The following is a 12061-nucleotide window of genomic DNA, read 5'->3' on the forward strand; positions in this document are numbered from 1 at the left end:
GCTTGACGTTGTAATCAAAGACATTAGATGGACTGTTCTTGCCTACAAGATTAGGATGATACGAAATGGCCGGAAGTATCCCAAGTAATAACTGGCATGAAGAGCTTATTCGTTGCGGAAGCCAAGATCGCGCAGAACGCGCTCTTGATTGCGCCAGTCCTTCTTGACCTTCACCCACAGCTCCAGAAAGGTTTTGGAGCCGAGCAGCGCTTCAATGTCCTGCCGCGCCTTTTGACCGACTTCCTTCAACAAAGCACCCTTTTTCCCGATAATGATCCCCTTTTGCGAATCTCTCTCCACATAAATGACCGCCGAGATATGTACGACGCCGTTCTCCTCCACCTTCATGTCCTCGATGGCCACGGCAATGGAGTGCGGCACTTCCTCCCGGGTCAAATGCAATATTTTCTCCCGGATCAGCTCCGCGCAGACAAACTGCTCCGGATGGTCCGTCACTTGATCGGCCGGATAATATTGAGGGCCTTCCGGCAAATATTTGACTATCTGCTCCAGCAGTGTATTAACGTTATTGCCCTGCTTGGCCGATATCGGCACGATCTCGGCGAAAGGATACAGGTCCTTGTATTCCGTAATGACCGGCAGAAGCTCCTCCGGCTGCACCTGATCGATTTTATTCATAACTAGAATGACAGGCGTTTTGATTCTTTTCAGGTTTTCGATAATAAAGCGGTCTCCTCCGCCGATTCCTTCCACTACATCGATAAGGAAAAGAACGGCGTCGACTTCGCTAAGCGAGCTCTCCGCTATTTTCATCATATAATCGCCCAGCTTGGATTGCGGCTTGTGAATGCCGGGAGTATCCAGGAATACAATTTGCGAATCATTGGTCGTGTACACACCATGAATTTTATTTCTGGTTGTTTGCGGCTTGTCAGACATGATGGCGATCTTCTGCCCTATAACCTGGTTCATCAAGGTCGATTTTCCTACGTTAGGGCGGCCGATAATGGCTACAAAGCCGGATTTAAACGCTTTTTTGCTGGATGCTGATGTCATTCGATTAAGTTCCTCCATTAAGATCATTCATTGTAAATGCCCCGGGCAGCAGCTGGGCAACGGTCGTTTCTTGAATCTCTCCACGCAGGTTAGCCATATAGACTGGCATATCGGGAGGGCAAAGCTCGATTAGAACTTGACGGCATACGCCGCAAGGAGTAATAGGTCCAGGCGTATCTCCTATAACCGCTATGGCCTGGAAGGAACGCGGCGCCTCTCCATCGGCTATGGCGCGGAACAATGCAGTTCTTTCCGCACAGTTCGTCGGGCCGTAGGCCGCATTCTCCACATTGCAGCCAAGATGCACCCGTCCCTGCTGATCCAGCAGTGCGCTGCCGACTTTGAAATGCGAATAGGGCACATAGGCTTTCTCCATGGCCTGCTTCGCCAAGGCTACCAAAGCTTGTCGATCCATAGGTATCATCCCCGTCCGAGAAATGGAATGTTATATATTCATCAAATAGTAAGCAAGAGCAGACACAAACCCTCCGATAACAGCTCCCAGCAGCAGCGAAGCAAAGCCTCTGCCGCGCTTATCGTATAATACCATCATAACCACAATAGCCAGTAAATACGCCAGAAGCGCTATAAAAGTAACGTTGGTATAACAGGTAATAAAGGTGGCAATGGCGAAAGCAACCGCCGACAACAGACTAGGCTGGACCCAGCTCCCTCTGCGTGAAAATCTTGTTTCCACAACAATAACCGTCAGCATAACCAGACATAACAGGATCCATATGGAGCCAGCCGATAATGCATGCCCCTCTACGTTCTTGGCTTCGCGGAACAACCGGTCGATCGGCTCGTAAAAAACGACCATGCCTACAATAGCGGCAAAAGCCGCAGACACCAGTACGGAGGCTGCGGCCACATCCTTGGCTATTTTGGCCAGCGGATGACGGTCCGGCATGGCAAGATCGACCGTTTTTTCTATTGCCGTATTAATAAGCTCCGTAACGATCATCAGCGTCACGGCCAACAGCAGAAACAAAATTTCCAGCTTATGCAGATGGAAGAACAAGGCCATCAGCAGCACGACGAAAGCGGCAAAAAAGTGAAACTTCATATTGCGCTGCGTAGATAAGGCATATTTCACTCCTTCATACGCGAACCGAAAGCTTCTATGCCACTTCACCTTCGGTCTCACCGGACAAGACCCGCCTGCTGCAAAATGTGCTCCTGCTTTCCAAACATCACTTTCTCTTCTTCCTCGCTTTGATGGTCATAACCGATGAGATGAAGGAAGCCATGGACGAATAAAAATCCAAGCTCCCGTTCTACGGAATGACCATATTCCTCGCTTTGTGCGATGGCTCTGGGCACGGAAATGATGATGTCGCCAAGCGGTTCCTCGAATTCCTCTTCTTCGGCTTCTGCCGAATCGGTCTCTTCATCGAGCCGTTTGACGTCCTCCAGATCGCTCTCCGAGAAATCCTCTTCATCGAATATGATCTCGATCTCATCGTCGCCCATTTCCTGCATGGCGAAGGAAAGCACATCCGTCGGCTTGTCAAGATTGCGGTACTCTTTATTCAAACGCTGAATTTCTGCATCATCGACGAAGGTTAAAGCTACCTCTCCGTCCGTCACATTCTCGGATTGGCCTGCAAGCACCAATAGCTCGCGAAGCTTCGCAATCAGCTCATCCGAGATAGCGAATTCCTCTTGCTCGTTGTTCCATTCCAATCGCAGACTCATACGTCTAGCTCCTTTTCACCTGCTTAGCCTCTTCATTCTGATTCGTCCCCGGAAGATCGCTCGGGTATTCAATTCTCGAATGAAAGATGCCAAGCAGCGTTTCGTTCAAAGTTTTGGCTACTTGATCCAGCTCTTTTATCGTCAAGTCGCATTCGTTAAATTGACCGTCGTCGAGACGGTTTTTAATGATTTTGCGGACCATGCTGTCAATTTGCTCCAGGGTCGGGTTGCGGAGCGACCGCACCGCCGCCTCCAGTGAATCCGCAATCCCTACGATAGCGGCTTCCTTGGATTGAGCTTTCGGTCCGGGATACCGGAAATCCTCTTCTTCCACCGGCTTCGGATCGTTACTCGCCTCTGCGAGCTTCTTGGCCTTGTGATAGAAATATTGCAGCAGCGTTGTTCCATGATGCTGTTCGGCAACGTCCCGAATCGGCTTGGGAATGTTGTACTCCTTCAACATCTCCACCCCGTCCCTGGCGTGGGCGACGATGATGGATTTACTTAATGCGGGGTCCATCTTGTCATGCGGATTTTCCATATGGTTCTGGTTCTCGATAAAGTAATTCGGGCGCTTGGTCTTGCCGATATCATGATAGTAAGCGCCGACTCTGCACAAGAGTCCGTCCGCTCCGATGGATACGGCAGCCGCTTCGGCCAGATTGCCGACCATAATGCTGTGATGGTAGGTCCCCGGCGTCTCCGTCAGCAGCTTGCGCAGCAGCGGATGATTCGGGTTCGACAGCTCCACCAGCTTAAGTGGTGACAAGATGCCGAATGCAGCCTCGAAGAACGGCAGCAGCCCGATGACGAAAACGGCTGTGAGCAAGCCGCCGCCTACGACGAACGAAAGGGCGAACAGCATGCCCTTCTTTGTCTCATGATCGTCGATCAACAGAAGGGAGCCAATAAGTGCTATTCCGAGCAGCGAGACGATCATGCCCGCTTTCAGGACGGATGCCCTTTGGCTTGCCCGCTGGATCGAGAAGATCGCCGCGAACGAGGTAGCGAGTGTCAGCAGCCCGTACCGGAAATCAAACGGCTGGAGATGGTCCGTGTTAAAGATCACACTCGCCATAACGCTGAATACAACGGTTGCAACAAATGCCAGGTTCACATCCAGCAAAATCGTTATCAGCATAGCTCCCATAGCCGTAGGAGCAAGAAACCCGATGTACGGATAATCCAAATTTTGAACAAGGGAAAACAGCTTCATTCCCAAAATATTAATAAGAAAAATAAGAACAAGCATCAGCAGCTGGACATTATTATGACTCACGGCCAACGTACTCTGTTTGACGAACATAAAGATTACGAGACCGAACAGCACGACCAGCAGCAGCAGTCCTATTTTGGGCCAGTAGCTGGACTCGTCCTTCAGCATTTCCAGGCTGCTCAGCCGCTGATAGATTTCCTCGGTAATCACGGCGCCCTTTTTGACAAGGACCTCGTTTTTATTAATGAACACCGGTTTCACATTATCACGCGCATGGCCTTTAGCTTCATCGGTTCCCTTTTGATCAAAAAACTTGTTAGGGGTAATGGAAGCCCGGACGAGCTCCAGCACCATCTCCCTCGATGTGCTTTTGGTCAGGGTTGACGTGTTCACCAGCTCGGCGACTTTCGCTCTTGCGGTCTGCGCGTCCATAATCTGATCGTTCATCAGCCTGGTTGCAATATCTTTGGCCACCGGCTCCATGGCCGTAAGATCTTCCTTGGACACGCGAGGCATCTTGTAATACGTCTCTTCGGGAATGCGATACTGCTGCTCGCGTATTATTTTGCGCATTTCCTGAAGCAGCATCTCGTTATACTGGCCGCTGTCCGTATAGGTCTTGATCTGTTTTTCCACGTGATCGTCGATAAGATTCGGGATCACCGTTTTGAAAATATTGACTTTATCTCCGAGCGTAACTTCGGTATCGGCATTAATCTGCTGCAGCTTCTCGAATATCGCTTCCATCAGAATTTCGTTCTTCAGTCCGACGATGCGGTACACGGGCTGTACCTTTTGCGCCGCATCCTCCTTAGCCTGCTCGGTTGCAATAGCATTCTCAATGGCCCGGGGGGCCAGAATATCCTTTTCCGCCGTAGATCCTACTTGAATGTCGTACGTTTGCGGGATCAATTTCCCCATTAAAGCCATATAAAACATGACCGTTAGCACTAAAAACAGAAGAAAGCGCACAAGGGCGCTGTATTTCCAGCCGGCAAGCTTGTAATGGAACTTGCCCTGGATTGAAACCTGGTTCTTCATCTCGAAAGGTCATCCCTTTCACAGCTCTCCCACTATAGTTTTCATGAAACGAGCTATTTTTCTTTATCCTCTTGGTAAGCAACAATAATCCTCTGAACCAATGAGTGTCTGACGACATCCGCTTCGGCAAACTCGATAAATCCGATTTCCTCGATCTGTCTTAAAATGCGGTGCGCTTCCACCAAACCGGACGACTTCCCTCTTGGCAGGTCGATCTGGGTTACATCCCCTGTAATGACCATCTTCGAGCCAAACCCGAGACGGGTCAAAAACATCTTCATCTGCTCGGGAGTCGTATTCTGCGCTTCGTCCAAAATAATAAAGGAATCATCCAGCGTTCTGCCGCGCATATAGGCGAGCGGAGCGATTTCAATAAGCCCTCTTTCGAGCGACTTAATCACCTGCTCAGGGCCCAGCACGTCATTAAGAGCATCATACAATGGACGTAAGTAAGGGTCAACCTTTTCTTGCAGATCCCCCGGCAAAAAACCAAGGCTTTCGCCGGCTTCTACCGCAGGACGCGTTAGAACGATTCGTTTGACCTTGCCTTCCTTCAACGCCGAAACGGCCAGCACGACGGCAATATAGGTTTTTCCTGTACCCGCAGGTCCGATTCCGAAGACAATATCCTTTTGCTTAATGGTCGATACATACTGCTTCTGCCCAATCGTTTTGACACGGATCGGCTTTCCTTTGTGCGTTGTAGCTATTTCTCCCTTGAACAGATCCAGCAGCTGGTCCGCTTTCATCTGCTTGGACAGCTCCAGCGCATAATGAATATCCCGTTCGCTTAAGATGTAATTATTGCGAACTAGCTCAAGCAGCACTTCAAACAGCTGCTGCAGCGATTCCGTTTCGGCTGCCGGCCCCTGGATAACGATTTCTTCCTCGCGCGATTGAATTCTGGCATCGGTTTGCTGCTCGATCAGATGCAGAAACTTGTCCTGCGGACCAAACAAAGCCAATCCCTCCGCCGTGTTTTTCAGTGATACTTTCACAATACGTGCATTGTCGATCAACAGGCCTCTTCTCCTTCAAGCGAACACGTTATGGAATAATAGGTTGCTCTTGAGTGATAGATTCTTCTACTTCCAAATGTACTTCCATATAAACTTTACCATTCTCCGTCTTTTCATGCAAAATTTTTTCATTGACGACCTTGGCATCTGGTCCAGCCGACGCCAAAATTTCCTTCTTTGCCTCTTCAATCCCCAGTGCCCTGGCAACCTGCGGATCCAATGATTTCTCCATCACATGGACCTGCATGACCTTCTCATTCAGCCAGCCGATCGGCAAATTGTACGTTCCGATTTGCAGCGTTTTTCTCTCCGGAATCGTTTCAAATTGCTCGAACCCCGTCTTTCCGTATCCCGTCAGCTGCAGCGCGCGATTGCCGAAGACCAGATAGGAACGCTCCTTCACCTCTCCGGTATATACTTTATACTGCTGAACCAAAGGAACCTCCACCTTGGGCGAATACCATACCAATCCCCTGACCTCTCCGGATGCCACCACAGTCTGGCGGTTGACCTCGTCCCCCAGAATACCGGATATGAGGATGTCCCCTTTTTTCACATACGTATTCGCCTTGACAAGCGGCCTTCCTTTTTCCGCCAATATGTAAGTCACCATCCCGCTTTTGGATGCGACCAAATGTCTAGGATTAAGCAGCGGCTGCTTATCGGGCACCGTGGCCTCGACCACTTTGATAATAATATGGGTGCCATGGACCTCCACTCCGACCCATGCGGTTCCTGGCAGCTTGCTTTGCATCGCTCTTGACATGACATCGGGGTTTTTCAGTCTGTATTTCCATTGCAGCTTGTAAATGCCTTGCTCCTTGGCTGCTTCAAGCACCTGCTGCGTACTGATCAGCTCATTGCCTTCCACCCGGACCTGCCAGATGACAGAGGACAGCATGTACAACCCGATGACGAAACCGATGATGCCAATAGCAAATATTTTTCTTTTCTCTAGTTTGTCCAACAAAAAAGGAAGGCCATGCCTCGTGCGGACATGCACCCGGCAGCCTGTCTCCTTCAAGAGCGGACGAAGTCGGAAATAATCCTTCACAACGATAAACATTTCGGCATGTGTCTCGTCCACTATCCGGATGTCCCAAACCGACATCTTCTTTTCAGACAAAGCATTGATCAGCCTTTCAAGCTGTCCGCCCCTGATTTCAATCAGCACATAACCGCGCAGCGATAAGAGAAAAGATGATTTCACTGTCAGACACCTCTTTACGGGATAAATTTGACGTCTTCTATAACCCCTTCAATAAAGACTTCCTCGGTTAAAATAGCCCGGATCACCAGCTGCTTACCGCGAACCTCCAGGCTTCCTTTGTTCAGCGCCAATCGCATCAGCTCGTTGGAAAAATGCAAGACGCCCCGGTGATTTTCTATATAGAGCTGCATGTTGCCAATAAGAGTCATTCGGGGAAGATCCAGAACAACGTCCTGGGGAAGGTCCAGCAGCTTGGCGGTGATTTGGTTGAATTTACGAGTCAGACTGCGCATACGATTCCCCCTCAGAGTTGTGATCCTTTTGCATTGCGGCTCTATTTACCGCCCTTATATAAGCACAGGCTATTTACACCATATGCTGGAAATCAGCAGATTATGAAGAGAGGCGGAACTTTTAAGGAGATATCCTTTCGCTTTCCTAGGATCGGCGGCATATCCTTTCGGAGCATAGTAGCTCCCATACAAAAAAAGCACCGCTCCAACTTCGGGTTGGAAAACGGTGCTTCGGAGCTTATTTTATTACTTACGGAACGGCTTCTTGGCTCTGGGAGGGCCAAGAATTTCAGCCCAGATGATCCCTTGAGCCAACTGTTCTGCTGACGGCTGGCCCGGTGTTATAGGCTTTTCGGATGTAAAAGGCTGCCGGGAGGACCGGTTGGCGGATCCGGACGCTGTCTTCCTGCTATGTTCCAGAGGAGAGTTATTCCAGTAATCCGTCGTTTCCGGGCCTTCAGAGGCCGCAGGAGCCGGTTTCGGCTGTTCCTGGAGCTGTGGATTCACAGGTCTCCCAGATGGTTCAGAACGCGGTTTAACGTCTTTATTTTGTGTGACCGTTTGCTTTCTCGTTCTCCCCCATCCGGTGCCAGCGGCCCCTCCTCCGGCAAACGGAGGCATTCCTTGCTTCGGAGCGGCCGGTTTGTCGGGATCATTCTGCGTTTTGGACTTGAACATCTTGCCGATATTGCTCAAAACAATAAAAGCAATGACCACTAAAAACCAGTTGTTGAGAATGAGCTGGATGAGCTTCATGTAAGCACGCTCCTTTGGCGGTTCATACCGGAGGCGTTATTCCCGGTCATCTTGCTTGCCGCCGTCATTCATTTTTCCCAAGGAGGAGCGCATTTGCGTATCGGCGTCGATATTCTTCAAATTCATATAATCCATTACGCCCATCTGTCCGCTGCGAAGCGCCTCCGCCATCGCCAGCGGCACTTGCGATTCGGATTCAACCACCTTGGCTTTCATTTCAACGACCTTAGCCTTCATCTCCTGCTCGTGAGCAACAGCCATTGCACGGCGCTCCTCCGCTTTCGCCTGGGCGATTCGCTTGTCTGCCTCCGCCTGTTCGGTTTGCAGATGGGCACCGATATTTTTACCGACGTCCACATCGGCAATATCAATGGACAATATTTCAAAAGCCGTACCGGCATCAAGTCCCTTGCCCAGTACCGTTCTCGAAATCAGATCCGGATTCTCAAGCACGTCTTTATGGGAATTCGACGAACCTACGGTCGTTACAATTCCTTCGCCGACACGGGCGATGATCGTTTCCTCCCCGGCGCCCCCGACCAGGCGATCGATGTTCGCGCGCACGGTAACTCTTGCAATAACTTTGACTTCAATCCCGTCCTTGGCTACGGCAGACACCGTAGGCGTTTCGATGACTCGAGGGTTAACGCTCATTTGAACCGCTTGAAGCACGTCACGGCCGGCCAAATCGATAGCTGCCGCGCGTTCGAACTCGAGGTGAATATTGGCACGATGGGCCGCAATTAATGCATTGACAACCCGGTCTACGTTACCTCCAGCAAGGAAGTGGCTTTCCAGCTGATTGATCGTGACGTCAATTCCCGCCTTGGTCGCCTTGATCATTGGATTTACGATACGGCTTGGTATTACGCGGCGAAGGCGCATAGCCACAAGGGTAATAATCCCGATGCGCACGCCGGATGCTAACGCGGAAATCCATAGCATGATCGGAAAAAAGCTTAAAAACACGGACAGCGCTATAATAATTATCGCTGCTATTAACAATACGAAAACGATAGAGTTCATGTTTGAACCTCCTCAGAGTTTTTTGCGCCAGCAAAAAACTGGCTTCGTAAGCAGTTGCTTAGAGTTTTTTTGCGCCAGCAACTGGCTTTGACACAGGGCACTTCGTTAGTGCAGGACTTCATTAACCTCCCGAACCACTACCCGGGATCCTTCTACTTGAACGATGACGACCTGCTTATTCAGCGGGATGAACTCCCCGGAAGTCACGACATCGACGCGTTCATCTCCGACATAAATCGTACCCGACGGACGAAGGGGCGTGATAGAAGTGCCGGTTTTGCCCAGCAGATCCGTACGTTCTACCGTCGGTGTATAGCCTTTCTCCTTGGTCAGTTCCTCCCGCAGGATAAAACGATTCCATACTCCCCTATGCTTAAAGATTCGGACGACAATCGCTACGACAATAACGGCAAGAACAAAGGCTACGGATAAATGAAGCGCAGCCTGCTTGGTATTGTAGGCAGCCATGACGACGCCGCTGAATAGACAGGCGATGCCGAGTATCCCCAAAATCCCGAAGCTGGATACGAAGATCTCAATGATCAGGAGCACCACCCCGATGATGAAGAGAGCGATATCCTCCACCCCCGCAAATCCGACAATATAATGTCCGAAGAAATAAAGACCAAATCCAAGAAGCCCTATAATTCCTGGCAATCCAAACCCGGGAACGAACAGCTCGATGGCTACGCCTGCAATTCCGATAAACAGCAGCAAAATGGATATGCTAGGCTGCGTTAAAAAGCGCGAGAACGATTCCGCTGCAGTAGGCTCCAAATGCAGAACCGGATGGTCGGCAGCTCCGATAAACCGGATAACCTCATCCAAATTATTGCCTATGCTTTCCGCATACCCTACCTTCAGCGCTTCGTCAGCGGTCAACGAAACGAGCTGCCCCTTGGGTACCGTCCGGTTGATCGCTTTCATTTCAACTCCGGCATTTTTATCCACCATCGCTTCGGCAATCTGCGGATCACGCCCTCTTAGTTCCGCTGCGGAACGCATCTGGCTTGCCCAATGGGCGATCACTTTTACATTGCCGACCTCCGCTCCGGAAGCATCCACAACAGCCGCCGCACCCATCGTGCTGCCTGGCTCCATGACGATTTTGCTTGCATTTAAGGCAATGTAGCTGCCAGCAGATACAGCCCTTCCATGAACATAGGCTATTGTCGGCACCTTGCTGTTGCGAATCATCTCCCCAATATCCTCAGCGGAATCTACCCTGCCTCCCAGCGTATCAATATCGAGAATAATGAACATGGCCCGCGAGTCTTCAGCTTCTTTCATAGCCCGCTCAAGAAACTTTTGCAGACCGGTCTCAATCGTCTGATGTACCGGAATGACTGCGACCGGGGCAGACTTTGCAACCGATGACGAACCAGAAGCCGGATTGCTGTCAACGGCGAATGCAGTTCCCAATGGCAGCAGCAAGAGAAACGCCAAGAGCAGCAGCAAACAGGATCTTGCCAGCCATGATCCAGGCTTAGCGTTCAACATCTGAATGACCTCCTTCAACCATTTTCCAAATCACATACATTCCTTACGTAAAGCATAGCCGATTCGATTCAAACTTGCAAAATTTTCCTCACTTTTTCCAGCTGCAATTCCCAAAAAGAAAAAGACACCCCTGTAACAGGAGTGTCTCTCGTCATACTATGATAATAGTTGTTGAACGGCTTGATTGACAATCTTGCCATCAGCCCGTCCTTTCACCTTAGGCATTAAAGCACCCATGACTTTTCCCATATCCGCTTTAGAAGAAGCACCCACTTCTTGGATGGTCTGCTGTACAATGGCTTTTACTTCTTCCTCAGATAACTGTTGCGGTAAGTACTCCATCAGAATTTCTATCTCTGCCTTAACGGTTTCGGCCAAATCATCACGACCGGCCTTTTCAAATTCTTGGAGGGAATCTTTGCGCTGTTTGATCTCGCGACTCAGAACATCAAGTACTTCCTGGTCATCTAAGGTTTTACGCTGATCTATCTCAATATTCTTGATAGCTGCACGAACCATACGGATTACGGTTAGTTTGAACTTGTCCTGGCTCTTCATCGCAAGCTTCATATCTTCGTTTAATCTATCGCTTAAGCTCATCGATTAAGCCTCCTAGAACTTTCTCTTACGAGCAGCCTCTGATTTCTTCTTGCGTTTCACACTTGGCTTCTCATAATGCTTGCGTTTTTTAACCTCCGCTAGTACGCCATCTTTTGCGATGGAGCGCTTAAAGCGGCGAAGTGCAGCATCTATAGTTTCATTTTTGCGAACTCGAGTTTCTGACACCAGTTTTCCCTCCCTCCGAACAGACCGTCCAAGACGAAAAAAGCGTTCATCAAATTTCATTATATGGTATACATAAACTAGGTGTCAACCTAAGGAATAAGATTCTTTACTTAGCGTTGAGCGGGCCTAATTTTTCACCTGCAAGCAGGTGATAATGAATATGAAAAACAACTTGTCCTCCGTCCTTGCCGCAGTTATTAATGAGACGATAACCGCTATCCGCCACACCTTCCTGCTTGGCAATTTCTTGGGCGGCACGATGAATTTCTCCGATCAAACCCCAGTCGCCGGGTTCAACATCGTTCATGGTTGCGATGTGTTTCTTGGGTATAATCAAGATATGTACCGGAGCAGCAGGCTGAATATCGTGAAATGCCACGACATGCTCGTTTTCATACACCTTTTTGGAAGGAATCGTTCCCTCTACAATTTTACAAAAAATACATTCCATGACGGGTTGTCCTCCCAGCTACTTAAACTATGACCGTTTCATTTTTAC

14 protein-coding genes are annotated in these 12061 nt (G+C 49.6%); all 14 read right to left on the reverse strand.

Translation table 11 applies throughout. The features are described from left to right. Positions 1-105 precede the first annotated feature (105 nt). Positions 106-1017, reverse strand: coding sequence for a GTPase Era (era, locus tag ABEA66_RS20860; RefSeq protein WP_079910538.1), 912 nt, complete (start codon positions 1015-1017; stop codon positions 106-108). A gap of 4 nt (positions 1018-1021) precedes the next feature. Next, positions 1022-1432 carry a cytidine deaminase gene (cdd, locus tag ABEA66_RS20865; RefSeq protein WP_345590420.1) on the reverse strand — a complete coding sequence of 137 codons (411 nt, stop codon included), beginning with the start codon at positions 1430-1432 and terminating at the stop codon, positions 1022-1024. A 30-nt stretch (positions 1433-1462) separates the two neighbouring features. Next, entirely contained in the window at positions 1463-2164 is a 702-nt protein-coding gene (locus ABEA66_RS20870) for a diacylglycerol kinase (protein ID WP_079910540.1), read from the reverse strand. Beyond that, positions 2161-2715 (reverse strand): rRNA maturation RNase YbeY, encoded by a 555-nt coding sequence (gene ybeY / locus ABEA66_RS20875; protein ID WP_345590423.1) that lies wholly within the window; start codon positions 2713-2715, stop codon positions 2161-2163. The genes ABEA66_RS20870 and ybeY overlap by 4 nt, the downstream gene beginning before the upstream one ends. Before the next feature lie 4 nt (positions 2716-2719). After that, the gene (locus tag ABEA66_RS20880) at positions 2720-4972 is read right to left on the reverse strand and encodes an HD family phosphohydrolase (RefSeq protein WP_345590425.1); all 2253 of its coding nucleotides are present in this window, start codon (positions 4970-4972) and stop codon (positions 2720-2722) included. A 53-nt stretch (positions 4973-5025) separates the two neighbouring features. After that, on the reverse strand, positions 5026-5988 hold the full coding sequence (locus tag ABEA66_RS20885) for a PhoH family protein (RefSeq protein ID WP_377739581.1): 963 nt from the start codon (positions 5986-5988) through the stop codon (positions 5026-5028). A 31-nt stretch (positions 5989-6019) separates the two neighbouring features. Continuing rightward, positions 6020-7201: a sporulation protein YqfD gene (yqfD, locus tag ABEA66_RS20890; RefSeq protein WP_345590428.1), complete on the reverse strand. Its 1182-nt coding sequence runs from the start codon at positions 7199-7201 to the stop codon at positions 6020-6022. Between the two features lie 14 nt (positions 7202-7215). Further along, positions 7216-7494 (reverse strand): sporulation protein YqfC, encoded by a 279-nt coding sequence (gene yqfC, locus ABEA66_RS20895; protein WP_192702726.1) that lies wholly within the window; start codon positions 7492-7494, stop codon positions 7216-7218. 246 nt (positions 7495-7740) lie between these two features. Beyond that, positions 7741-8250, reverse strand: a complete 510-nt coding sequence (locus ABEA66_RS20900; RefSeq protein ID WP_079910546.1) for a hypothetical protein — start codon at positions 8248-8250, stop codon at positions 7741-7743. 36 nt (positions 8251-8286) lie between these two features. Continuing rightward, the gene (floA, locus tag ABEA66_RS20905; protein WP_079910547.1) at positions 8287-9276 is read right to left on the reverse strand and encodes a flotillin-like protein FloA; all 990 of its coding nucleotides are present in this window, start codon (positions 9274-9276) and stop codon (positions 8287-8289) included. A 105-nt stretch (positions 9277-9381) separates the two neighbouring features. Continuing rightward, positions 9382-10776: an NfeD family protein gene (locus tag ABEA66_RS20910; protein ID WP_345590433.1), complete on the reverse strand. Its 1395-nt coding sequence runs from the start codon at positions 10774-10776 to the stop codon at positions 9382-9384. Between the two features lie 156 nt (positions 10777-10932). Then, a complete protein-coding gene (locus tag ABEA66_RS20915) occupies positions 10933-11376 on the reverse strand; it encodes a GatB/YqeY domain-containing protein (protein WP_079910549.1) in 444 nt (147 codons plus the stop codon). 12 nt (positions 11377-11388) lie between these two features. After that, on the reverse strand, positions 11389-11562 hold the full coding sequence (gene rpsU / locus ABEA66_RS20920; RefSeq protein WP_010491812.1) for a 30S ribosomal protein S21: 174 nt from the start codon (positions 11560-11562) through the stop codon (positions 11389-11391). A gap of 106 nt (positions 11563-11668) precedes the next feature. After that, complete coding sequence (locus ABEA66_RS20925; RefSeq protein WP_079910550.1) at positions 11669-12013, reverse strand: histidine triad nucleotide-binding protein; 345 nt, start codon at positions 12011-12013, stop codon at positions 11669-11671. Positions 12014-12061 lie beyond the last annotated feature (48 nt).

This window comes from Paenibacillus vulneris (assembly GCF_039543185.1).
Classification (GTDB): domain Bacteria; phylum Bacillota; class Bacilli; order Paenibacillales; family NBRC-103111; genus Paenibacillus_S; species Paenibacillus_S vulneris.

Coding starts and splice junctions, on each gene's coding strand:
- era (WP_079910538.1), bottom strand. CDS start 1,017: ATGACATCAGCATCCAGCAAAAAAGCGTTTAAATCCGGCTTTGTAGCC.
- cdd (WP_345590420.1), bottom strand. CDS start 1,432: ATGGATCGACAAGCTTTGGTAGCCTTGGCGAAGCAGGCCATGGAGAAA.
- ybeY (WP_345590423.1), bottom strand. CDS start 2,715: ATGAGTCTGCGATTGGAATGGAACAACGAGCAAGAGGAATTCGCTATC.
- ABEA66_RS20880 (WP_345590425.1), bottom strand. CDS start 4,972: ATGAAGAACCAGGTTTCAATCCAGGGCAAGTTCCATTACAAGCTTGCC.
- yqfC (WP_192702726.1), bottom strand. CDS start 7,494: ATGCGCAGTCTGACTCGTAAATTCAACCAAATCACCGCCAAGCTGCTG.
- ABEA66_RS20900 (WP_079910546.1), bottom strand. CDS start 8,250: ATGAAGCTCATCCAGCTCATTCTCAACAACTGGTTTTTAGTGGTCATT.
- floA (WP_079910547.1), bottom strand. CDS start 9,276: ATGAACTCTATCGTTTTCGTATTGTTAATAGCAGCGATAATTATTATA.
- ABEA66_RS20910 (WP_345590433.1), bottom strand. CDS start 10,776: ATGTTGAACGCTAAGCCTGGATCATGGCTGGCAAGATCCTGTTTGCTG.
- ABEA66_RS20915 (WP_079910549.1), bottom strand. CDS start 11,376: ATGAGCTTAAGCGATAGATTAAACGAAGATATGAAGCTTGCGATGAAG.
- ABEA66_RS20925 (WP_079910550.1), bottom strand. CDS start 12,013: ATGGAATGTATTTTTTGTAAAATTGTAGAGGGAACGATTCCTTCCAAA.